This window comes from Fuscovulum blasticum DSM 2131, assembly GCF_003034965.1.
In the GTDB taxonomy this organism is placed as follows: domain Bacteria; phylum Pseudomonadota; class Alphaproteobacteria; order Rhodobacterales; family Rhodobacteraceae; genus Pseudogemmobacter; species Pseudogemmobacter blasticus.
Genome location: NZ_PZKE01000002.1, coordinates 172,050 through 195,586 on the forward strand (window position 1 = coordinate 172,050; position 23,537 = coordinate 195,586).

Annotated in this window: 19 protein-coding genes; 8 read left to right on the top strand and 11 right to left on the bottom strand. The window is 66.4% G+C overall.

Annotated elements, in window-relative coordinates; translation table 11 throughout:
- Positions 1-71 precede the first annotated feature (71 nt).
- Together C5F44_RS02995 and C5F44_RS03000 are read left to right on the top strand one after the other, a co-directional pair.
- Entirely contained in the window at positions 72-890 is an 819-nt protein-coding gene (locus C5F44_RS02995) for a hypothetical protein (protein ID WP_107672025.1), read from the top strand.
- Positions 891-973: 83 nt separating this feature from the next.
- On the top strand, positions 974-2,350 hold the full coding sequence (locus C5F44_RS03000; RefSeq protein ID WP_107672026.1) for an aldehyde dehydrogenase family protein: 1,377 nt from the start codon (positions 974-976) through the stop codon (positions 2,348-2,350).
- 123 nt (positions 2,351-2,473) lie between these two features.
- Here the strand turns inward: C5F44_RS03000 and ilvC are convergent, their stop codons facing one another.
- Entirely contained in the window at positions 2,474-3,496 is a 1,023-nt protein-coding gene (ilvC, locus tag C5F44_RS03005) for a ketol-acid reductoisomerase (protein ID WP_107672172.1), read from the bottom strand.
- 102 nt (positions 3,497-3,598) lie between these two features.
- Positions 3,599-4,723 carry a Hint domain-containing protein gene (locus C5F44_RS03010; protein WP_107672027.1) on the bottom strand — a complete coding sequence of 375 codons (1,125 nt, stop codon included), beginning with the start codon at positions 4,721-4,723 and terminating at the stop codon, positions 3,599-3,601.
- A gap of 162 nt (positions 4,724-4,885) precedes the next feature.
- On the opposite strand from C5F44_RS03010, the gene C5F44_RS03015 reads away from it, so the two are divergent.
- From C5F44_RS03015 to C5F44_RS03035, 5 genes are all read left to right on the top strand, one after another.
- Positions 4,886-5,341, top strand: coding sequence for an Lrp/AsnC family transcriptional regulator (locus C5F44_RS03015; protein WP_107672028.1), 456 nt, complete (start codon positions 4,886-4,888; stop codon positions 5,339-5,341).
- A complete protein-coding gene (locus C5F44_RS03020; RefSeq protein ID WP_107672029.1) occupies positions 5,338-5,820 on the top strand; it encodes an Lrp/AsnC family transcriptional regulator in 483 nt (160 codons plus the stop codon). The genes C5F44_RS03015 and C5F44_RS03020 overlap by 4 nt, the downstream gene beginning before the upstream one ends.
- A 55-nt stretch (positions 5,821-5,875) precedes the next feature.
- On the top strand, positions 5,876-6,979 hold the full coding sequence (locus tag C5F44_RS03025; RefSeq protein ID WP_107672030.1) for a mandelate racemase/muconate lactonizing enzyme family protein: 1,104 nt from the start codon (positions 5,876-5,878) through the stop codon (positions 6,977-6,979).
- Between the two features lie 189 nt (positions 6,980-7,168).
- Entirely contained in the window at positions 7,169-8,209 is a 1,041-nt protein-coding gene (locus tag C5F44_RS03030) for an SH3 domain-containing protein (RefSeq protein WP_107672031.1), read from the top strand.
- Between the two features lie 343 nt (positions 8,210-8,552).
- On the top strand, positions 8,553-9,677 hold the full coding sequence (locus C5F44_RS03035) for an aminotransferase class V-fold PLP-dependent enzyme (protein ID WP_107672032.1): 1,125 nt from the start codon (positions 8,553-8,555) through the stop codon (positions 9,675-9,677).
- Positions 9,678-9,769: 92 nt separating this feature from the next.
- Here the strand turns inward: C5F44_RS03035 and glmM are convergent, their stop codons facing one another.
- From glmM to C5F44_RS03075, 8 genes are all read right to left on the bottom strand, one after another.
- Positions 9,770-11,113 carry a phosphoglucosamine mutase gene (glmM, locus tag C5F44_RS03040; RefSeq protein ID WP_107672033.1) on the bottom strand — a complete coding sequence of 448 codons (1,344 nt, stop codon included), beginning with the start codon at positions 11,111-11,113 and terminating at the stop codon, positions 9,770-9,772.
- Positions 11,110-12,114, bottom strand: coding sequence for a dihydropteroate synthase (gene folP / locus C5F44_RS03045; RefSeq protein ID WP_107672034.1), 1,005 nt, complete (start codon positions 12,112-12,114; stop codon positions 11,110-11,112). Before folP ends, glmM begins: the two co-directional genes overlap by 4 nt.
- 45 nt (positions 12,115-12,159) lie before the next feature.
- On the bottom strand, positions 12,160-13,053 hold the full coding sequence (locus C5F44_RS03050) for a dihydroneopterin aldolase (RefSeq protein WP_107672035.1): 894 nt from the start codon (positions 13,051-13,053) through the stop codon (positions 12,160-12,162).
- A 96-nt stretch (positions 13,054-13,149) separates the two neighbouring features.
- Positions 13,150-13,842, bottom strand: a complete 693-nt coding sequence (locus tag C5F44_RS03055) for a cell wall hydrolase (RefSeq protein WP_328588450.1) — start codon at positions 13,840-13,842, stop codon at positions 13,150-13,152.
- A gap of 206 nt (positions 13,843-14,048) precedes the next feature.
- Entirely contained in the window at positions 14,049-16,625 is a 2,577-nt protein-coding gene (locus C5F44_RS03060) for a putative PEP-binding protein (protein WP_107672173.1), read from the bottom strand.
- Positions 16,626-16,753: 128 nt separating this feature from the next.
- Complete coding sequence (gene glyS, locus C5F44_RS03065; RefSeq protein WP_107672037.1) at positions 16,754-18,985, bottom strand: glycine--tRNA ligase subunit beta; 2,232 nt, start codon at positions 18,983-18,985, stop codon at positions 16,754-16,756.
- Positions 18,985-19,485: a DUF6446 family protein gene (locus C5F44_RS03070; protein WP_107672174.1), complete on the bottom strand. Its 501-nt coding sequence runs from the start codon at positions 19,483-19,485 to the stop codon at positions 18,985-18,987. Before C5F44_RS03070 ends, glyS begins: the two co-directional genes overlap by 1 nt.
- A gap of 32 nt (positions 19,486-19,517) precedes the next feature.
- Complete coding sequence (locus C5F44_RS03075) at positions 19,518-20,459, bottom strand: glycine--tRNA ligase subunit alpha (RefSeq protein WP_107672038.1); 942 nt, start codon at positions 20,457-20,459, stop codon at positions 19,518-19,520.
- A gap of 174 nt (positions 20,460-20,633) precedes the next feature.
- Here C5F44_RS03075 and C5F44_RS03080 point away from each other — a divergent pair, with 174 nt between their 5' ends.
- Positions 20,634-22,445, top strand: a complete 1,812-nt coding sequence (locus tag C5F44_RS03080; RefSeq protein WP_235822486.1) for a serine protease — start codon at positions 20,634-20,636, stop codon at positions 22,443-22,445.
- 56 nt (positions 22,446-22,501) lie between these two features.
- Here the strand turns inward: C5F44_RS03080 and cobT are convergent, their stop codons facing one another.
- Positions 22,502-23,509, bottom strand: a complete 1,008-nt coding sequence (cobT, locus tag C5F44_RS03085) for a nicotinate-nucleotide--dimethylbenzimidazole phosphoribosyltransferase (protein ID WP_107672039.1) — start codon at positions 23,507-23,509, stop codon at positions 22,502-22,504.
- Between the last annotated feature and the right edge of the window lie 28 nt (positions 23,510-23,537).

Consider the following 23,537-nt stretch of genomic DNA (forward strand, 5'->3'; position numbering starts at 1 on the left):
CGCGTCTTTTCCCCGGCCTGCCCGCGGGGTAATGTGCGGCCTTGCCCGTCCATGACCCTTGCAGGTTCTTCATGCCCTATCGCCTTGCCCCGCTGTTCGCCCTTGTCCTTGCCGGTCCGGCGCTGGCGCAGAACGCCGACCAGATCCTGACCGTGAACGGCCACAGCATCACGGTCAGCGATGATGGCGAAGGCACCGACACGCTGACCGTGGATGACAAGGTCGTGCATACCGATGGCGACATCTTTCTGGATTCCCCCGAAAAGGTGGGCGGCGAGACGGTGATCTCGGGCGTGTCCGGCCCCGGCGGCAATGCCTGCAACGCCGCGCCCTTCGTGCTGGTCCTGCCGCAGGGCGGCCCTGCCCGGCTGGACGGTCCGGTGGAAACCTGCAACGGGCTGACGCTTGAGGTGCGGCCCGAGGCGCTGATCTGGACCGGCGAAGCCACGCCGTCCCTGCCCGGCGAAGTGTGGAGCTGGACGCCCGAACACGGCTTCGTTGCCGGCAAGCCCGAAAGTTTCGCCAGCACCGCGACGCTGGACTGGGACGCCCTGCCGACCCTGGCCGAGAAGCACCCGGTCGAGGCGCTGAAGATCAAGCCGGTCGAGCAGGAGCTGAAATCCGCCCTGGGGGCAAGCTGGCCGCAGTTCGCCGACCGGATCAGCGAGCTGGGGTCGGGCGGGCTGGTCGATGGCAACTATCTGGGCGAGGCCTGCCTGAAGTTCACCTGCGACGAAGACTATGCCGGGCTTTACCTTGACGCGGCCAAGCGCAAGGTGTTCGCCTTCTGGCATGTGGGGGATGCCAAGGCGCCGATGGTCTATCCCGATGACCTGTCGCTTTGGCCCGAACCCGCGCTTGCGGCGCTGAAGGCCCATACCGGCGGCTGACACCCCGAGACGGGGCGCGGTCCGTCGTCGCGGACCCTAGGTCATGCTTGCGCGAGGCCGCGCCCCGGTTCAGCCTGTGGCCCATGGACAGCGAACATCACGCCCCCACCATTGCCGCCCTGCGCGCCGCCCTGGCGCTGCAACCCGCCGGGCTGACCCGCTCGGACCGGCTGGCCGCGCTGGAGCGGCTGCGCCGCGAAATCCGCGCCCGCGAAGCGGCGGTGAAATCCGCCCTGCTGGCCGATTTCGGCAAGGGCCCGGTCGAGGTGCAACTGACCGAACTGCTGCCGGTCTATCAGGAGCTGCGCAGCGCCCGCCGCCGGCTTGGCCGCTGGATGCGCGGCCGCCGTCTGGGCGCGGGGCTGACCATGGCCGGCACCTTTACCCGCGTCATTCCCGAACCCAAGGGGCTGTGCCTGATCTTCGGCCCGTCGAACTATCCTTTCATGCTGACGCTGGGGCCGCTGGTTTCGGCCATTGCGGCGGGCAACCGGGTGGTGGTGAAACCCTCGGAACTGACGCCCCGCACCGCCGCCCTGCTGGCCGAGATCATCGCGGCGACCTTCCCCGAAGATCATGTCGCCGTGGCGCAAGGCGGGCCCGAAGTGGCCGAGGCGCTGCTGGCGCAGCCCTTCGACCATATCTTCTTTACCGGATCGACCGCCGTCGGGCGCAAGGTCATGGCGGCTGCCGCGCCGCATCTGGCCAGCGTGACGCTGGAACTGGGCGGCAAGAGCCCGGTCATCGTCGGCCCCGGTGCGGATATTGCGCGCGCCGCGCGGATGCTGGCCTGGGGCAAGCTGTCGAACGGCGGGCAGGCCTGCGTGTCGCCCGACCATCTGTATCTGCACCGCAGCATCGCCCAGCCCTTCCTGGCCGCGCTGGAGGGTGAACTGGCGCGCATGGCGCCCGACATGACCGGCCCGATCACCCCCCGCCACGGGCCACGGATGCAGGCCCTGCTGGACGATGCCGCCGCCAAGGGCGCCACCCTGCGCCCGGTTGGCCAGCCGCCCGCCGGCTGCACGGTGCCGACGCTGATCCTGAACGCGACGGCCGAAATGGCCGCGATGCGCGAAGAGATCTTCGGCCCGCTCTTGCCGGTGATCGAGTATGACGACCTTGGCCCGGTGCTGGCCGCGATCAATGCCGGGGAAAAGCCGCTGACGCTGTATGTCTTCGACAGCGACGCCGCCCGGATCGAGCGTATCCGCGCGGAAACCCGCTCCGGCTCGGTCGCGGTGAACCTGACGATGGCGCATTTCGCCCACCCGACCATGCCCTTTGGCGGCATCGGGGCCAGCGGTCAGGGCGCGGCGCATGGGGAAGCGGGGTTCCTGGCCTTCAGCCATGAAAAGCCGGTGGTGGTGAACCGCTTTTCGGTGCTGCCGCTGCTGTTCCCGCCGGTGACCGGCCGGGTGCGGCGGCTGGTGTCGCTTCTGCTGGGGCTGCTGCGCTGAACGGCGCGGGCCGGGGGGTTCACACCCCCGGACCCCCGCGGGGTATTTGAACCAAGGGGAAGCGGGGAAGAGAAAGGCCGGAAGGTTTCCCCTCCGGCCCTTTGTTTGCCGATCTGGCCGCGCTTAGTTGCGCGAGCGGTCCACCATCTTGCCCTTGGAAATCCAGGGCATCATGGCGCGCAGCTTTTCACCGACCTTTTCGATCTGGTGTTCGTCATTGATGCGGCGGGTCGCCTTGAAGAAGGGCTGGCCGACGGCGTTTTCCTGCATGAAGTCGCGCACGAACTTGCCGGTCTGGATGTCGCGCAGAACCGCCTTCATCCGGGCCTTGGTTTCGTCATAGGGCAGGATGCGCGGGCCGCTGACGTATTCGCCATATTCGGCGGTGTTCGAGATCGAGTAGTTCATGTTCGCGATGCCGCCTTCGTAGATCAGGTCCACGATCAGCTTCACTTCATGGAGGCACTCGAAATAGGCCATTTCGGGTTCGTAGCCGGCTTCCACCAGGGTTTCGAAGCCCATGCGGATGAGTTCCACGAGACCGCCGCAGAGAACGGCCTGCTCACCGAACAGGTCGGTTTCACATTCCTGGCGGAAGTTGGTCTCGATGATGCCCGACCGGCCGCCGCCGATGCCCGAGCAATAGGACAGCGCCAGTTCCATCGCCTTGCCGCTGGCATCCTGATGGACGGCCACCAAGCAGGGCACGCCGCCGCCCTTGACGTATTCGCCGCGCACGGTGTGGCCGGGGCCCTTCGGCGCCATCATGATGACATCGACGCCCTTCTTCGGCTCGATCAGGCCGAAGTGCACGTTCAGGCCGTGGGCGAAGGCGATCGCCGCGCCTTCGCGCAGGTTGTCATGGACGTATTTCTTGTAGGTCTCGGCCTGAAGTTCGTCGGGCATGGTGAACATGATCAGGTCGGCCCATTTGGCGGCCTCGGCGATGCCCATGACCTTGAGGCCTTCGGCCTCGGCCTTTTTGGCCGACGGGCTGCCTTCGCGCAGGGCGATGACCAGGTTCTTGGCGCCGCTGTCGCGCAGGTTCAGCGCATGGGCATGGCCCTGGCTGCCGTAGCCAAGGATGGCGACCTTCTTGTCCTTGATGAGGTTGATGTCGCAATCGCGATCATAATAGACGCGCATCGGGCGCTCCTGCTTGTTGGTTGACTGTCTGGGGCGCAGCATAGAGCTGCGGGCGCGGAAATGCCTGCAAATTTCAAAGAAATTTCGCAGTCTTCGCTATTTTCATGCGTGCTTGGCGTTATTATCCGCAAATTCATGCACGACAGCGGGCACCGCACCCAGCATCCGCGCTTCCTGCCGGGTCAGGTCAGCCCGGGCAAGCTGGTGACCGATGGCGTCGATCCGGGGGAAGATAGCCAGCAGTTCGGCGCGGGCGGCTTCGGGCAGCGCCTGCAGCGCCATCGGGCCGGCGAACAGCGTTTCGGTCGGCGCGCCTTCGGAAAAGATCAGCTCATGATGGTCAAGCATCAGATGCAGATAATCGGCCACGGGCCGCGGGGCGCGCGTGACATTCACGCCATCCATCAGGAACTTGGCCGCGACCAGCACTTCGGAGCTGCCAAACAGGAGTTCGGCCTGGGACGAGCGGACGAGGATGCGGTGATTGGGCGACACATGAAGATCGCGCGTGTTGCCGATGGTGCCGGCGCGGAAGCAGAGCGGGGCAAGATCGCCGGTGCCATCCACCTGGCTGCGGCCGATCCAGCGCACGGGCTGCGGCCCGCTGTCCAGCGTCAGCACCAGATCGCCCACCCGCAGATCCTCAACCGCGCGCGAACCTTCGGGGGTGTCGATCAGCGTGCCGGCCAGGAAGCAGGGCACGGCGGTCTGGGTGCCGTCCTGCTGGAAGGTCGACTGGCCCTGCCGGTAATAGAGCGTGGCGCCCGCCGGGGGCTGCGGGCCTTCGAAGAACACGCCGACAACCGACGGAGTGTTGTAGCCGGCTGTCACCGTGACCGAAACCATCCGGTATTCCGTACCGTCGGCCGCGTAGAGCGTGACCTCGGAATGGTTGGAAACGAAGGTCGTGCCCTGCCAGCGGAATTCGGAGCCGTTCGGCACATAGTTCGTGCCGCCGACGGTGATCGGGGCGGCCAGAAGCTGATCGCTGACCTGGGTCGCCGAAGGGTCGACGCCATCCAGCGAGGCATTGCTGTCCTGATAGGTCAGCGACACCGTTGTCGTGGGCAGCGTGATCGCCAGATCGGAGGGCGTGTTCCAGGAATAGGCGTTGCCGTTGGTGTAGGGGTTCTGGGCCGGGTTGACGCCGCTGCTGAACCCCTGGCCGTCGGTGCGGACCACCGACAAGGCCGAAGCCGAGAAAAGATGAACGGTTACAACGGCCATTTGCAACTCTTTCTTGCGAGAAAGTCCCCATTTTCGCCTGTAACAGCGGGTCTACCCCCCGTCCAGAGTTTTCACGATCAGACGTGATGACGCAGCATTCACATTGATGTTGGGGAGAATTGCAGTCTATCATTCACTCAACCCAGGGTTTATGAGATACCTATGCTTGACGATACTGACCGCCGATTGATGCGCCACCTGCTGGCCGATCCGGGGCTGGCCACCGCCGCCCTTGCCGAACGCGCCGGCATCACCACCGCGACCTGCTGGCGCCGGCTGGAACGGCTGACCGCGGCCGGCGTCATTCGCGGCCAGCACGCGGTGATCGACTGGAGGGCGCTTGGCTATGCGGTCGAGGTTTCGCTGCGCTTCACGCTGGACAAGACCGATCCGCGCGCCTTTGACGAATTCATCGCCGCGGCCCGTCTGGTGCCCGAGGTGATTGCCATCGAAACCTTCCTTGGCCGGGTGGATGTGCGGCTGAACGTCATCGCCCGCGACATGGGCCACTGGACCGAGGTCTATCGCCAGCAGATCCTGGCCCTGCCCCATATCGCCGAGGTCGAGGCGCTGATGCTGGTCTCGACCATCAAGAACACCGAAGGGTTGCCGCTGTGATCGACCTTGACGATACCGACCGCGCGCTTCTGCGGGCGCTGGCGCAGGATGCCACGCTGTCGGCTGGCGAACTGGGCCGCCGGATCGGCCTGTCGCAGCCCGCCGCCTGGCGCCGCATCCGCCGGATGGAGGAGGCCGGCATCCTGACCGGGCGCCGGATCGAGGTGGACCGGCAGGCGCTTGGCTTTGGCGTGACGGTGTTCCTGGGGGTCAGGCTTGCCACCAAGGGCCGCGTCAGCCTGGAGGATTTCGAACGCGCCGCCACCGCCATTCCCGAGGTGCAGGTGGTGCAGCATGTACTGGGCCTGTTCGATTACCGCCTGCGCGTCGTCGCCCGCGACCTGGCCGATTTCGAGCGTGTCCTGCGCCGCCGCATCATGACGCTGCCCGGTGTCGGCAATGTCGAGGCCAATGTGCTGCTGACCGAAGAACGACGCCCCGGCCCGCTGGGCATGGCGGAAACGGTCGTGAAACCGTGATCGCAGCCCGATACCATGGCCCGCAGACAGGCATACCGGCAGCAGGACCAGACGAATGAAGATTGCGAAACTTGAAACCTTCGGGAATGAATTTGTCTGCTTCGTCAAGGCCACCGCCGAGACCGGCGATATTGGCTGGGGCCAGACCTCAACCTACATGGCCGACATCACGGCGCAGGTGTTTCACCGCCAGGTCGCGCCCCATGCCCTGGGCACCGATGCGCTGGACTTCGAGGATACGCTGCGCCTGATCCAGGAGCGGGAACACAAGTTCCCCGGCAGCTATCTGCGCCGCGCCATGACGGGCCTTGATACCGCGCTGTGGGATCTGCGGGGCCGGCTGGAGGGCAAGCCGGTGGTGGAACTGCTGGGCGGCACCCCCGGCCCCCTGCGCGCCTATGCCAGCAGCATGAAGCGCGACATCACCCCCGAGGACGAGGCCGCCCGCTTCCTGCGGCTGCGCGACGACCACGGCTTTACCGCCTTCAAGTGGCGGGTCGGCGCCGAATGTGGCCGCGACCGCGACGAATGGCCGGGGCGGACCGAGGCGGTCATTCCGGTGGTGTCAAAGGCGCTTGGCGACGGCATCGACAAGCTGGTTGACGGCAATTCCTGCTATTCCCCCGCCCGCGCCATTGAAGTGGGCCGGATGCTGGAAGACCACGGCATCGGCCATTTCGAGGAGCCCTGCCCCTATTGGGAGGTGGACCAGACCGCCGAGGTCCGCCGCGCGCTGCGCATCGACGTGGCCGGGGGCGAACAGGATTGCGAGTTCACCGCCTGGCAACTGATGATCGAACACAAGGCCGTGGACATCCTGCAACCCGATGTCATGTACATGGGCGGCATCCACCGCACGCTGCAGGTTGCCCGCATGGGCCATGCCGCGGGCCTGCCGGTCACCCCCCATGCCGCCAACCTGTCGCTGGTGACGATGTGCACCATGCACCTGCTGAAGGCGCTGCCGAATGCCGGCAAGTACCTGGAACTGTCGATCGAGGGGCTGGATTACTACCCCTGGCAGGACGGGCTGTTTCTGGGCACCCCCTACCGGGTGGACGGTGGCCACGTCACCGTGCCCGACGCCCCCGGCTGGGGAGTGGAGATCAACCCAGCCTGGCTGGACCGCAGCACGCATCGGGTCAGCGAACGGGGGTGAAGGGGCGGGGCAGACGGTCAGGCGCAAGTTAACTGCTGTTGAATCCAGCGAATTTCATGGCCATGCAGAAGGTTGCCATTTACAGAATAGAATGAATGGTGTCTTGACACTCAAAAACATGGTTTGCACTATTTTGAGGTTTCCAAGGGAAATATCGAGCGTTTAGTCTTTTCATAGAGGCGGATTCATATGGTGCGACCGACAGTCACCGCAATTTACTTGATACTACTCAGTGCAAAAATCGGCATCGCCGGCCCAAAAGAGGACTGTACTATTGCCGTAGAGTACCTCGGTTTTCCGACAATTAGATACAGCTTTGTCGAGTCGGGCATATTCACCCAGGAGCGCCACGTCTTCGGCGACGACATCAACTGCTACGTGTCTTTCGATGGGAAGATCGACAGCATCACCCGTGGCACTACGGTGCTTATGGAAGATGGTTACTATGGCCCTGAAGCACTAGCAAAGAAGACCGAGATAGAGGAACATGGCCGCGCCCTAGAGGCGGCGGCATATGAAGCCTATGAGGACGCAAGTAAGCAGATAGAGCGGAATACCGAACGAGACTTAGAGGCGCTGCGACGAAGCAGCAGCCCTTTCGTTAAGAATAGCACCTCAATAGTACCGCCGCCAGCGACGGCAGAGCTTTCACTCGCCTCGCCTGAGCCAAATCCCCAGCCCGCCCCCGCTTCTGTAAAGGAAATGTGGAGCACCGCCGATCGATTAACCATCCGCACCTGCCCTTCGACGCAATGTGGGGTGACAGGCTGGATAACGGATGGCAGTAAGGTCACGGTTTTCGAAGAAAAGAGTGGCTGGTCGCGGATCGACGAACCTCACTCTGCCATGTGCATCGACGGCAAGAGCGGTATGGTGGATTCTGGGAATGTTGCCTGCACACCAGCCAATGGGATCGTTGATGGGCAGTTCTCACGTTGGGTTTATTCGGATTATCTAGCGAACGAGAAGCCAGAAGCGCCCAAAACCGCCCAAGACTGCGGCGATCTGAGGCTAGACAACTCCGACAACTACCGGAGATATTCTAACCAGTTCTGCACGGCTTCTCTCAAGATGATCAATGATGGCACCTGTAAACCCTCAGATTTCCGTGAGTGGGCTTGGTCATCCTCGCCCGCAAAGGGTCAGGACTACTACTTCACCTATTGCGGTGGGATCCAGCCTCGAAACCGATGGTATCTGAACATACGAACCGGCGCGATCACGCAATGACCCCGGTCTCTCCGATCCGGCTTACGCTACAGGCACAGGCTACCCCGTCCCAATTTTAAGAGGAACAACGGCAACAATTAGTCGCGCACGGGCAACGTGTGCAATGAGCTAAAACGACATCCACTCCTGCCCCATATCAGGCGGATGCCCGCCCGGGGGGCGGTCGGGCGCTGGCCGGGGCCGCTGCGCGGCTGTTAACCCGGCCGGGGCTTCCGGTCGGGCGTGGGACGGCCCCTGTGCCCTGCGAAAGCGGGGTCGCCTCAGGCAACATCCATTCGCGACACTCTCCCCCTTGCGTCTGCGGCCGCAGGGCCTAGCTTCACCCCGAACAGGGAGACCCGCCATGCCCGGACTGCACGCCCATATCGACCCCGACGGCCTTGAGGAATTCTCGGTCGTCTTCACCGACCGCTCGCTGAACCACATGTCCGCCCGCTTCCAGCAGGCCATGCGCGACATCTCGGGGATGCTGCGCGAGGTTTACAACGGCAGCGCCGTGGCGCTGGTGCCGGGGGGCGGGTCTTATGCGATGGAATCGGTCGCCCGCCAGTTCGGGCAGGGGCGCGCGCTGATCGTGCGCAACGGCTGGTTCAGCTATCGCTGGACCCAGATCTTCGAGGCCGGCGGCTTTGCCACCGAAACCCATGTCGCCATGGCCCGCCAGACCGGCAACGAGGCCCGCGCCCCCTATGCGCCGCCGCCCATCGACGAGGTGGTTGCCAAGATCCGCGAAACCCGCCCCGATGCGGTGTTCGCGCCGCATGTGGAAACCAGCGCCGGCATCATCCTGCCCGACGACTACATCCGCCAGCTTGCCGCCGCCGCGCATGAGGTGGGGGCGCTGATGGTGCTGGACTGCATCGCCAGCGGCTGCATCTGGGTGGACATGCAGGACACCGGCGTCGATGTGCTGATCAGCGCCCCGCAAAAGGGCTGGAGCGCCTCGCCTTCCGCCGGAATCGTGGTGATGGGGCCCCGGGCCGAGGCGCGGCTGGCCGAGACGACCAGCAACAGCTTTGCGCTGGACCTGAAGAAATGGCGCGCGATCATGGAGGCCTATGAAAAGGGCGGCCATGCCTATCATGCCACCATGCCCACCGATGCGCTGATCGGCTTCCGCGATGCCATGCTGGAAACCCGCGCCATGGGCTTTGCTGAGGCCAAGGCCGCGCAATGGGCGCTTGGCCAGGCGGTGCGGGCGATGCTGGCGGAAAAGGGCGTTGCCTCGGTCGCGGCGCCGGGGTTCCAGGCGCCGGGCGTGGTGGTCAGCTATACCGACGACCCCGAGGTGCAGTCAGGCGCGAAGTTCCGCGCGCAAGGCATGCAGATCGCGGCGGGCGTGCCGCTGCAGGTGGGCGAAGGGGCGGCCTTCCGCACCTTCCGGCTGGGGCTGTTCGGGCTGGACAAGATTGCCGATGTGCCGGCAACCGTGGCCCGTCTGCGCCGGGCGGTGGACGCGGTTCTTTGACACGGGGGCGCAAAGGGAAACGCCCGGCCTACAGGCCGGGCGTCTAATCTTTTGATGTCATGCGGGCGTTGTGGCACCTCATCTTCGCCGCGTCAGACCGCAGCTTCAACCGCGCCGACGATTTCCTCCACCACGGATTCCAGCAGCCGGGGGTCTTCACATTCCGCCATGACGCGGATCAGCGGTTCGGTGCCCGACTTGCGGATCAGGATGCGGCCCTTGCCGGCAATCCGCGCCTCGCCCGCCGCGATGACCGCCTTGACCGAGGCCACCTCAAGCGGTTTCGCCCCGGCGGCAAAACGGACGTTCTTCAGCATCTGCGGCACGGTGTCGAACTGGCGCACCAACTCGCTGGCCGGCCGGCCGGTGCGGACCATCTCGGCCAGGAACTGCAGGCCGGCCAGCAGGCCATCGCCGGTGGTGGCATAGTCGGTCATCACGATATGGCCGGACTGTTCACCGCCCAGGTTCCAGCCGCCCTTGCGCATCGCCTCGACGACATAGCGGTCGCCCACGGCGGTGCGTTCCAGCCGCAGGCCGCGCGCATCCAGGAAGCGTTCCAGCCCGAGGTTCGACATGACCGTCGCCACCAGCGTACCGCCCTGCAACCGCCCCTCTTCCGCCCAGCGGGCGGCGAAAAGGGCCATGATCTGATCGCCGTCGGCCACCCTGCCCTGTTCATCCAGGATCATCACCCGGTCGGCATCGCCATCCAGCGAAATGCCCACATGCGCGCCATGCGCCACCACCGCCTCGGCGGCGGTTTCGGGGTGGGTGCTGCCGCAGCGGTCGTTGATATTGGTGCCGTTCGGGCTGACACCCAGGGCAATGACCTCGGCCCCCAGTTCCCAGAGCACCTCGGGGGCGGCCTTGTAGGCGGCGCCATTGGCGCAATCGACCACCACCTTCAGCCCGTCCAGCCGCAGCCCGGCGGGGAAGCTGGTCTTGACGAATTCCTGATACCGCCCGCGCCCGTCCTCGATCCGCCTGGCGCGGCCGATGTTCTCGGCCTGGGCAAGCCGCACCTCGCCTTCAAGGATCGCCTCGATCTCGGCCTCGGCCTCATCCGAGAGCTTGAACCCGTCGGGGCCAAAGAATTTGATGCCGTTGTCCTGATGCGGGTTGTGGCTGGCACTAATCATCACGCCCAGATCGGCGCGCATGCTGCGGGTCAGGAAGCCCACCGCCGGGGTTGGCACCGGGCCGACCAGCAGCACGTTCATGCCGGTCGAGGTCAGCCCCGCCGTAAGCGCATTTTCCAGCATGTAGCCCGACAGCCGGGTATCCTTGCCGATCAGCACCCGATGCGCCGCCGATCCGTCGCGCCGGAAATAGCGGCCCGCCGCAGCGCCCAGCCGGAGCGCCACTTCGGCGGTCATCGGATGGGTGTTCGCCCGGCCCCGCACCCCGTCGGTTCCGAAAAGCTTGCGTGTCATGTCCTGCTCCCGTTGATCGCCTGCCACAGCCGCAGCGCCTGCCGCGTCTCGGCCACGTCATGAACCCTTAGAATCTGTGCGCCCTGCGCCGCGCCCGCCAGCGCCACGGCAACCGAGCCGGGCATCCGCGCCTCGGCCACCTCAGCCCCGCCCAGCGTGCCGATGAACCGCTTGCGGCTGGCGCCCAGCAAGACCGGGCAGCCCAGGCCGTGAAACAGCGACAGGCCCCGGATCAGCGCCAGATTATGCGCCAGCGTCTTGCCAAAGCCGATGCCGGGATCAACCGCGATCCGGCTGCGCGGGATGCCCAGCCGTTCGGCACGGGCCACGCTTTCGGCAAGCCAGTCATAGACATCCAGCAGCACATCGTCATAGCGCGGGTCGGCCTGCATGGTTTCGGGCGTGCCCAGATGGTGCATCAGCACCACCGGCGCCTGTGTTTCGGCCGCCAGCGGGCCAAGCGCCGGATCGAAGGTCAGTGCGGCCACATCGTTCACGATGTCGGCGCCGGCCTGCAACGCCGCCTTGGCCACCGGAGCCTTGCGCGTGTCGATCGAGATTGTCGCCGTGACCCCGGCCGCGCGCAGCGCCGCGATCACCGGCGCGGTGCGGGCGATTTCATCGGCCACGGCCACCGTCTGCGCACCGGGGCGGGTGCTTTCGCCGCCGATGTCCAGAATCTCGGCCCCCTCGGCCATGGCGCGGGCCTGCGCCAGCGCGGCCTGCGGCGCCAGAAAGCGGCCGCCGTCGGAAAAGCTGTCGGGCGTCACGTTCAGGATGCCCATGATCCGGGGCCGGTCCATTGCCAGACCGGCAAAATCGGCGCGGGGTGCGGCCAGCGCGTCAAGTGCTGTGCCAGCTTCGGCGGCGGGCACCACTTCGGGCGCGCGGCCGCGTTCCAACCGTTCGACCTGCGCAAACCACAGGGGGCCGCCCGCCAGCGGAACAGCGCCCGAGGGGCGGGACAGATCGGTTTGAACCAGGGGGCGCCAATAGATCATGCGGTGGGGTTAAGCCGTTCCCGCCAAGGCTGGCAAGGGGAGAGGTCAGGCCCGCAGCACCGGAACGCGGCTTCCCGCCGGCAATGCAACATCCCCGTGAACCACAAGTTCCGTGGCCGCCATCTGTTCGGCCAGCCACAGCGCAAGGGCGACGGGATCGGTGGCCTTGGGCCCGTCGACCGTATCCAGCACGATCTTGGACGGCGCCCAGACCACGCTGCGGCCGCGTTTTACCGCCCAGTCGATTTCGGTCCGGCTGGCGACAACCACGCAGCGCGGATCGCGGGCGGCCAGCGCCCAGGCGTTCTGTTCGATGGCCAAGAGGTCGATGCGCCGCTGGGTCGGCTTGTGGCCGGTGCGGGGGCGCGGCAGATCGGGCAGGCCAACGCAGACGATCATCGGCAGGCCGCGCGCGGCCAGCGCGTCGATCCGGGCGGAAAGATCGGGGGCGCCGATCGCGGCATTGTCCAGATAGACCACCAGCGGATGCACCGCCCCCTCTTCGGCGCGCAAGGGCACCTCGGCGCGCGAACGGACGATTTCCACGCCCAAGGCATAGGGGCCGACATCCAGCTTCTCGATCCGCACGAAGGCGCGCATGGCCTGCGGTTCGGACAGGATGCGTTCTGCCACACGTTCTGCCAGCGTTTCCAGCAGGTTAAGCCGTTCCGCCGCCAGTTCGTCGGCAATCACCTCGGTGATGCGATCATAGGACAGGATGCGATCAACATCATCGTCCAGCGGCTGCGGCGCGGGCCGCACCTCGACCACGACGTTGAAACGCAGGCGCTGCTTGGTGCCGCGTTCCTTCTGGAAGGCGCCGATCTCGGCCTCGACCACATGGTCGCGCAGGGAAATCCGGTCGCGCGGATCGGCCGGGGCAGTCGCCTCGGCCCGTTCTTCAGGATGGGCAAAGGCAAGGCGCGTGTCGGTTGTCATCGGGCCCCCCAAGGCCGCAGTGGTTGCCCCGCAGCCTAAGGCTGCCGGGCCTTCACGCCTTGCCTCAAGACGGCACACGGCGCAAGGGCCGCGACATCAGCCCCGGGTGCCGGGCTGGCGATAGAACATATGCGCGCCAATGGCGGCGGTCTGCGGGAAGCGGCGGGCCCAGCCGGGGCGAACCCCGCGCGTGTGGAAATGGGTGGCGCCATCGGTCAGCGCCCGCGGCGCGCCATCCAGCATCAGCCGGGCAATGCGGCCGGCAATGGCACGCGGCCCCGCCTCGCCCATGCGGTTGGAACGGGAATCGCAGATATAGCTGAACTGGCAGGCCCCGCCGCCACGCTGTTTGACCACACCGCAGATCGAGCGCGGATAAAGCCCGCTGTCGGCGCGGTTCAAGATCACCTCAGCCACCGCGAACTGGCCCTTGATGGTTTCACCGCGCGCCTCGAAATAGATCGCCTCGGTCAGGCACTGCCAGTTTTCATCGCCCTTGGGTTCGGGCTGGGTCATCAGCCAGGCGGCGGAATATTGCACCGCTGGCTCAAGCTTGGGCTGCATCGCCTTCAGCTTGACCTTGGGCACGGCCTGAACTTGGGGTCCGGCCGCGATGGCCGCCAGGGTTTCGCCCGACAGGCCGCCAAGGCGGCGGTTCTCGGCGCCAAGCAACTGCCCCATTTCGGAGGCGATCACGGCATTGGCGGGGGTATTCTTGTCGCTGCGCGACACATCGGCATCGGCCGCCTGAGCGAGGGCCCAGATCGCCACAAGGGCGAGGCCCGTCAACTTCCGCAAGCTCGTCATGAGATGTCCAGATCCATTGTTACGAACAAGACGGGCCACGCATGGCCCGCCTTCTTAATGTCGCGGGAGGTAGAGGAGATGCAGCGGGGCGGTCCAGTGCCGTTGCAAAAATGGCACGGAATTCAGGCCAGGATAGGCGACATTCTGCCGAAAAAGCTGATAAATCACTTCAGCTTTCTATCGCAAGGCTATGATTTAACTTCCTCATTGCGAAATGCGTCGCGAGAAACCTTCGCCTCTGAAAGCGCAAGGTGCGCCGCAGCAAGGCGCGCCATCGGCACCCGATACGGGCTGCAGGAAACGTAGTCGAATCCCGCCTTGCGGCAGAAGGCGATCGATTCCGGGTTGCCGCCGTGTTCGCCGCAGATCGACAGTGTAAGGTCTGGGCGGGTCTCGCGGCCACGCTCGGCGCCCATCAGCAACAACTCTCCCACCCCGTCCACATCAAGAATGTGGAACGGGTCTTCGGGGAAGACGCCCTGCTGGACATAGGTGTTCATGAACCGCCCGGCATCGTCGCGCGACAGGCCATAGGTCATCTGCGTCAGGTCGTTGGTGCCGAAGGACAGAAAGGCGGCGTGCTGGGCAATCTCGCCCGCGCGCAGGGCCGCGCGCGGCGTTTCCACCATGACGCCCAGCTTGTAGTCGAATTCGGCCTTGGCGCGGCTGCGCACCATGGCCGCCACGGCGTCGATGCGCGCCTTGACCAGTTCCACCTCGCGGCGGGCGCTGACCAGCGGGATCATCACCTCGGGCACGACGGGCGCGCCGCGCCGTGCGCTTTCCAGCGTCGCCTCGAAAATTGCCTGGGCCTGCATGTCATAGATTTCCGGCAGCACAATGCCCAGCCGCACGCCCCGCATCCCCAGCATCGGGTTCACCTCCGACAGCGCCTCGGCGCGGCGGGTGACCTCGCTCAGCGGGCGGTCCAGAGCCTCGGCCAGATCGCGCAGGCCTTCGCGGCCCGAGGGCAGGAATTCGTGCAAGGGCGGGTCGAACAGGCGGATGCAGACCGGCTTGCCTTCCATGATTTCGAAAAGCTGAACGAAATCGGCCCGTTGCATGGGCAAAAGCCGCGCCAGCGCCGCCGCCCGGTCGCCCGGCGTATCGGCAAAGATCATCTCGCGCATGGCGACAAGACGGTCTTCGTCAAAGAACATGTGTTCGGTCCGGCACAGGCCGATGCCTTCAGCCTCGAACTTGCGGGCGGTGGCGGCGTCGGCAGGTGTGTCGGCATTGGCGCGCACGCCGATGTCGCGGAAGGTGTCGGCCCAGTTCAGCAACTGGCGGAAACTGTCGTCCAGTGCCGGCGGCAGCATCTCGGCCGCGCCGGCCATCGCCTCGCCCTTCGAACCGTCGATGGTGAGCACGTCGCCCTCGCCGAACACCCGGCCATCGGGCGCGGTCAGCCGGCGTTCGCGCAGGTCAAGCCGCATGTCCGAGGCCCCCACCACGCAGGGCACCCCCAGACCGCGGGCGATCACCGCCGCGTGGCTGGTCATGCCGCCGCGTTCGGTCAGCACGGCGACCGACGAATGCATACCGCGAATATCCTCGGGCGCAGTTTCCTTGCGCACCAGAATGCAGGGTTCGCCGCGTGCAGCACTGGCCTGCGCGGCGTCAGAGGTAAAGACCAGCCGGCCCGTCGCTGCGCCGGGGCTGGCGGCGATGCCGCGGGCGATCACGTCGCGCGGGCCACGCGGATCAACCTGATGGTGCAGCAGTTCGGACAGCGCGCGCGGTTCCACCCGCAGCACCGCCTCTTCCTTGGGAATGACGCCATCCTCGGCCAGCGCCACGGCGATGCGCAGGCCGGCGCGGGCGCTGCGGGCGACCTTGACTGCATCCAGCACGAACAGATGACCGTCCTCGATGGTAAACTCGATCTGCATCTCTTCGCGCAGGCCCACGCGACAGATGGCGCCAAAGCGTTGCAGGTCGGCAAAGATGTCCGGCGCCACGTCCTCCAGCGACGGGCCGCGGGCGTCTTTCGTCAGATAGAGCGACTCGCGCGCCGACAGGGCAGCGCGGCCCTGGCTTTGGTTCAGGTAGCGGCCGGTCACCCGGGCCTGCCCGGTGACGCTGTCGACGAACTGGATCACGCCCGAGCCGGAGAGCCCCTGCCCGAAGCCCTGCGCCATGTCCTGCACGACCAGCCCCAGCGCGGCATCGGCGGGCGCGCCCTTGGCGGCGCGCAACAGCCGGGCCGAGGTGCCTTCCCAGGCGCGGGACATGCTGCGCAAGACTTCCGACAGTTGGCGGGCGGGGTCTTGCGGGAAGGCTTCGTCGGTCTCAACCTCGTAAAGCCGCAGCACTTCGGCCAGCGCGCCCGGTCCTGGCTTGATGTCTTCGAACAGATCGGGGTCAAGGCGGGCAACGTGGATGGCGTATGCTTGCACAAATCGAACATAAAGCGCATCGGCGGCGGTTTCGCCATGCGTCTCGGCCAGACGGGCGTGGCGGTCGGCATTCAGGCCGATGTTCAGCACGCTGGCCGGGCCGCCCCAATCCAGATTGGCGGGCGATCCGCGCACCGAAACCAGCGGGCTGGGGCCGAAACAGGCCAGAATTCCCGCGGCATCGGCCGTATGGCCAGCGGCGATGGAGCGCACGGTGAAGGATGGCAGCGCCACCGATTTCGGCACCGGCAGGTCAAGCCGCACCAGCCGCTGAAGGCATTTCGCCTTCCAGCCGTGAACCGCCTCGGAGATCCGGGCGGTGGGAGTCACTTCGATGAACTCGGGTATCGGGTCGTGTTTCTGCACTGCGGCATCCTTTGGGCACATGCAGCATACGCCGTTTACCCTTTCGCGCAAGCAAGACGAATGGGCAGTCTGCCGCGAAATGCCCGAAAGTCAGGCATTCCGCGACTTTGGCCGCGCCTTTGGCCGGATCAGCCGTCCAGCCGGGTCAGGTCGGCCACGCCGGAACAGACGCTGCGGATGCGGTGCAGCAGGTTCAGACGATTGCGCCGGATGATCGGGTTGTCGCTGTTGATCTGGACGGCGGTAAAGAAGGCGTCGATGGGGCCGCGCAGGGCGGCCATGGCGGCCATGGCGGCGGGGAAATCCTCGGCCGCCATCGCCGGGCCGATCTTCGCCTCGGCGGCGTCCAGCGCCGCGAACAGCGCCTGTTCCTCGGGGCCTTCGGCAAACTTGGGATCGGCGCCGAAGGAATATTCCACCCCGTCCTTCTGTTCGGCCTGGGTCAGAATGTTGTTCGCCCGCTTGAACCCCTGGATCAGGTTCGCCCCGTCCTCGGTCTTCAACGTGTCGGCCAGCGCGGTGGCACGCTTGACCAGAAGCGTCAGGTCATCATTGCCGGGCATGGCAAGGCAGGCGTCGATGATGTCGTGCCGGATGCCCTGATCGCGGAGATAGACCTTGAGACGGTCGTGGAAGAAGGCGAGGAGGTCGGAAGCATTCTCCACACCCTTCACCGCCATCGCGTGATCTTCCGCCTTCTGCATGTCCGGGCGCTTGTCGGAAATCACTTGGTCGTATGCGTCAGCAGCCTGGTCCTTCATTCCGACACTAATCAACGCTTCGGCAACGACTGCCCCTTGGCGTTGCGCGTCCCAAGCTCTCAGTTGCCCGGTCAGTCGTCCTATGCGTTTTATAAGCAAGGCATGCAGAGGAAGTGTTACCCCATTCCCCAGCACCAGCCGGATCACCCCCAGCGCGGCGCGGCGGAGGGCGAACGGGTCTTTGCTGCCGGTGGGCTTCTCGTCGATGGCCCAGAAGCCGGTCAGCGTGTCGATCTTGTCGGCCAGCGCCACGGCCACCGAAACGGGTTCGGTCGGGACGGTGTCCCCCTCTCCCTTGGGCCGCCAGTGATCGCGCGCGGCGTTGGCCACGGCGTCGCCAAGGCCCGCTTCCAGCGCGTAATACCGGCCCATGGTGCCTTGCAATTCGGGGAATTCGCCCACCATGGCAGAGCGCAGGTCCAGCTTGGCCACGCGGGCGGCTTTTTCGGCGGTGTCGGCATCGGCCCCGACCAGCGGCGCGATTTCGCGCGCCAGCGCGGCGACGCGGTCAATCCGGTCGGCCTGCGAGCCCAGCTTGTTGTGGAAGGTCACGGCTTTCAGCCCTTCGGACCATTCCGCCATGCCGGCGCGGGCGATGCGCAGGTCGTTTTCCCAGAAGAAACGCGCATCGGACAGGCGGGCGGCCAGCACCTTCTGGTTGCCCTTCAGGATGGTGGCGCCGTGGTCGGGCGTTTCGATATTCGCCACGGTGACAAAACCCTCGATCCGGCCGGTGCGGGGGTTCTTCACCGAAAAGAACTTCTGGTGTTCCTTCATGCTGGTTTGCAGCACTTCGGGTGGCAGGTGCAGGAAATCATCGGCAATGCGGCCCATCAGCGGCACCGGCCATTCGACAAGGCCCGCCACTTCGGTCAGCAGGCCGCGATCCTCGACCAGTTCCATCCCGGCGGCGAAGGCCAGGTTCTGCGCGCCCGACCACAGGACGGCCTCACGCTCGGCACTGTCCAGCAGGACATGCGCCTTGCGCAGCTTGGCGGCGTAATCGTCAAAGCCGGTGACGGTGAAGCGGCCAATGCCCATGAAGCGGTGGCCTTCGGTGCTGTCGCCGGCGGTGATGCCGTCCACGGTCAGCGGCACGACCTCATGCCCGGTCTCGTCAGACAGGATGCAGAGGATGGAATGCAGCGGCCGCACCCAGCGCAAGGTGCCCGCGCCCCAGCGCATGGACTTGGGCCAGGGGAAGTTGCGGATCGTGGTTTCCAGCACCTCTGCCACGATGTCGGGTGCGCGGCGGCCGGGCTTTTCGATCACGGCGAAGAACACCTCGCCCTTCTTGTCGGCGCGGCGTTCCAACTGGTCCAGCGTCAGGCCGGTGGAGCGGAGGAACCCCTCAAGCGCGGCGGCGGGCGCGGTGGTGTTGGGGCCCTTGCGTTCTTCGCGCACGGGGCGCGATTCGGCTGTCAGGCCTTCGACCATCAGCGTCAGGCGGCGCGGGGTCGAGAAGGCCCCGGCAGAGGCATAGGTCAGCCCCGCCTCGACCAGCCCGTCGGTGACCAGCTTTTTCAGCGTGTCGCGGGCCATGCCCTGCATCCGCGCCGGGATTTCCTCGGAAAACAGTTCGATCAGCAGGTCGGGCATCAGTTCTTCCCTTTGGCGGGGGGCGGCGGGCAGCCGTCCGGCAGGGCGCGTTCTTCGTAATGCGCGCTGCCACATTCATTCATCTGGTGCCAGGCAAAGGCCCGGCCATCGGGCAGCACGGCGACCACGCGGTCGATGCCGTATTCCGGCAGGTGTTCCGACAGGAAGGCCAGCGCCGTGCCGCTTTCCAGCGCGCGGGTGATTTCGCCCGCGTCATAGCAGGAAAACCACGACGGCCCGACCAGCGGGGTGGGCTTGTCATAAAGGCGGTAGGTTTCGGTCAGCATCGCCTGGCTGAGCGGCGTGGTGAAACAGGCACGGAACCGCAGCGGGCTGCTGTCGGCATCAATGCCGGACACGTTTTCGGCCACGATCACCTCGGGCGTGTCGCCCGCGATGGGCATCAGCCGGATTTCCTGCCCCGGAACAAAGGCCACAGGTTCATAATAGGCATGTTCCTGCTGCCACCAGACCGCCACCCCGGCCACCAGCGCCAGCATCACAAGGGCCCCTGCCGCAACCTTGCCCCCATTCACGCCACGGCCTCCACCGCATCGGCACCGGCTTCGGTCTGGCGGAAGGCATCGGCGCATTTCTTGGCCAGCGCGCGCACGCGGCCGATATAGGCCTGCCGTTCGGTGACCGAGATCACGCCGCGCGCATCCAGAAGGTTGAACAGGTGGCTGGCCTTGATGCACTGATCATAGGCGGGATGCGCCATGATGATGCGCTTGCCGGTCTTGGGATCGTCGGGCGGAAAGTCCAGCAGGCGCTGACATTCGGCCTCGGCATCCTCGAAATGGCGGAACAGCATCTCGGTCGTGGCGCCGTCGAAGTTGTGGCGGCTGTATTCTTCCTCGGTCTGGCGGAAGATGTCGCCATAGGTCAGCGCGATGGGCGTCTGCGGGTCGTTGAAGGGCATGTCCATCACATGGTCGATGCCCATGACATACATCGCCAGCCGTTCCAGCCCATAGGTCAGCTCGCCACTGACCGGCTTGCAGTCATGCCCGCCGACCTGCTGGAAATAGGTGAACTGGCTGACTTCCATCCCGTCGCACCAGACTTCCCAACCCAGGCCCCAGGCGCCAAGGGTGGGGCTTTCCCAGTCATCCTCGACAAAGCGGATGTCATGCAGGCCAAGGTCGATGCCGATGGCGGCCAGCGAACCGAGATACAGTTCCTGCAGATCCGGCGGCGAGGGTTTGATGATGACCTGATACTGGTAGTAATGCTGCAGCCGGTTGGGGTTTTCGCCATAGCGGCCATCGGTCGGCCGGCGCGAGGGCTGCACATAGGCGGCCGCCCAGGGCCTTGAGCCCAGCGAGCGCAGCGTGGTGGCCGGGTGGAAGGTGCCGGCGCCCACTTCCATGTCATAGGGTTGCAGGATGGCGCAGCCTTTGGACGCCCAGTAGGATTGCAGCCGCAGGATGATTTCCTGAAAGCTTTTCGGCGTATCGGTTCCCGTGGCCATGGCGCACCCTTCGTCAGACGCTGACCTCCTAGTCCCTCGGCCCCCGAGGGTCAATTCCCCGGCACCGGGGGCGAAGCCGTCTTTGCGGGCCTTGCCCTTGCGGGGACCATGGCTAATGTGACCCGTCAGTGACCATGCCGGGCGCCCTGCCCGACAGGAGAGGATTGTGCCCGAATGATGCCTGCCCTGCGTGCCGCCGCCCTTCGCCCTCTTGCCGCGCTGGCGGTTCTGGCGGTTGGCCTTGTGATGATGGCCGCCCTGCCCGCCCGTGCGCAGGACAAGGTGTGGCTTCAGATCGAGGCGCAGCCGACCGAGGAAAAGGCGCTTGAGCGCGCCGAAGCCTATGCCGGCGCCTTCCCCGAAACCCAGGGCTACCGGCTGCGGTCGGGCTGGTTCGGCATCGTGCTGGGCCCCTATGGCGTGGCCGAAGGCGCGGCGCAACTGAACGCGCTGAAGCGGGAAAACCTGATCCCGTCCGACAGCTACATCACCGACGGGGCCGAATTCCGCGAGCCGTTCTGGCCGGCGGCAGGCACCGCGCCGTCAACGGAACCGGCCGCCACGCCGGACACGGCAGGTGAAGCGCCCGCCCCCGCCGACCCTGTCGCCGCCGCGCCGGACCCGGAACCCACGGCCCCCGTGGCGGTTGACGTGCCCGAGGAAACGCTGGCCGAGGCCCGCGCCTCGGAGGCGGCGCTGCCGGAAGCGGACCGCAAGCTGCTGCAATCGGCGCTGGAATGGTTCGGCTTCTATCAGGGGGGCATCGACGGCGCCTTCGGGTCGGGCACCCGCAAGTCGATGGCCGCCTGGCAGGAAAGTCTTGGGCTGGAGCCGACGGGGGTGCTGACCACACGCCAGCGCGCCACGCTGGTGGCCAATTACCAAAGCGAGATGGATGAATTCGGCTTTGCCACCGTGAACGAAACCGAATCCGGCATCGAGGTGACGCTGCCGCTGGCGCTGGTCGAGTTTGACCACTACGAGCCGCCCTTCGTGCATTTCCGCGAAAAGAACGGCTCGGGCCTGTCGATCGTGCTGATCTCGCAGCCGGGCGACCTGGGGTCGTTCTACGGGCTTTACGACCTGTTGCAGACGCTGGACGCGATGCCGGTGACCGGCGAACGCAGCCGGACGGAAAAGGAATTCCGCATCCATGGCGTTTCGGCCACCCATGACAGTACGGCCTATGCCCGGTTCGAACGCGGCTTCATCAAGGGCTGGATGGTGATTTCCACCCCCGCCACCGCCGAAAGCGACGCCCGCGTCCTGTCGGTGCTGGAATCCAGCTTCCGCGGCGTGGGCGATACGGCGCTGGACCCCGGCCTTGTGCCGCTGGACGAGGCGGCGCGGCGCGGGCTGCTGGCCGGGCTGGATGTGCGCAAGCCGAAGTTCAGCCGGTCAGGCTTTTACATAGGGGGCGATGGCACCGTGCTGACCACGATCGAGGCGGTGGAAAGCTGCGGTCAGGTCACTATCGAACGCGATCAGGATGTAACGGTGAAGCTGACCGATGCCGCCAGCGGCCTTGCCGTGCTGACCCCGGCCCGCCCGCTGTCACCGCCCGGCTTTGCGGCCTTCCAGCTTGGCCCGGACCGGCTGGGAACCGAAGTGGCGGTGGCCGGCTATTCCTACGAAGACCGCCTGCCCGCCCCGGTGCTGACCTATGGCACGCTGGAAGAGGCCAAGGGCCTGGACGGCGCGGCGGGTGTGAAGCGGCTGGCGCTGCTGGCGCTGGACGGCGATGCCGGCGGGCCGGTGGTCGATCCGACCGGCGCGGTGCTGGGGATGCTGCAGCCCGCGCCGAAAGACACGGGCCGGGTGCTGCCGGCGGGCGTGTCCTTTGCCACCGACGCGGCAAGCATTGCCAGCGTTCTGAAGGCGGCGGGGGTGAGCGTTACCGAATCCACCGCAACCGGCGCGCTGCCGCCCGAAGACCTGTCGAAACGCGCCATTGACATGACGGTGCTGGTGTCCTGCTGGGACTGACACGCGCCCTGCGCCCCGGCCCCCGGAAGCGGGGGCCGGGTTGGGTGGACGTGGCCTTAGCCGGCGGTGACGCCCGCTTCGGCAAAGGTCGCCATGCCGGAATGGGTGGCAACCGCCCCCTTGATGACGCCCAGCGCCAGCACGGCGCCCGACGCCTCGCCCAGACGGAGGCCCAGCGACAGAAGCGGTGCCTTGTCCAGCGCGGCCAGAAGGCGGGCGTGCGCGCCTTCGGCGCTTTGGTGGCCGGCGATGCAATGGTCCAGCGCGCCGGGCCGCGCCTTGTGCAGCACCGCCGCCGCCGCGCAGGAAATGAAGCCGTCCAGCACCACCGGCACGCGATGCGCGCGCGCCGCCAGATAGGCGCCGGTCATCGCCGCCACCTCGCGCCCGCCCAGGCGACGCAGCACTTCGAACGGATCGTCCAGATGGCCCGCGTGGCGTTCCAGCCCCGCCTCGACCGTGGCGGCCTTACGCGACAGGCCGGCATCATCGACGCCCGTCCCGCGCCCGGCCCAGCCAAGGCCACCGAACAGCGCCGCCGCCAGTGCGGCCGCCGTGCAGGTATTGGCAATGCCCATCTCGCCCGCGATGAAGATGTCCGCCTCGGGATCGACGGCGTTCCAGCCGGTGGCCAGCGCCTCGACCAGCTCATCCTCGGTCATGGCCGGGCCTTCGGTGAAATCGGCGGTCGGCCGGTCCAGCGACAGTTCATGCACGGCCATGCTGGCCCCGAACGCCTTGCACAACTGGTTGATCGCCGCGCCGCCGGCGCGGAAATTCGCCACCATCTGCACCGTCACCTCGGGCGGGAAGGCCGAGACGCCGCGCGCGGCGATGCCGTGATTGCCGGCAAAGATGGCCACCTGCACCCGGTCGGCCTGCGGAATGGCGCGGCCCTGCCAGCCGGCCAGCCAGAGCACCAGCGATTCGAGCCGCCCCAGCGCCCCCGGCGGCTTGGTCAGCACCGCATCGCGCGCCTGCGCGGCCGCCTGAGCCCCGGCATCCGGCGCGGGAAGGCTGTCCAGAACGCGGCGGAAGGCGGCAAGGCTGGCGGGGGTGTTCATGGATCTCTCCCTGGTTGAACTGCTGAGG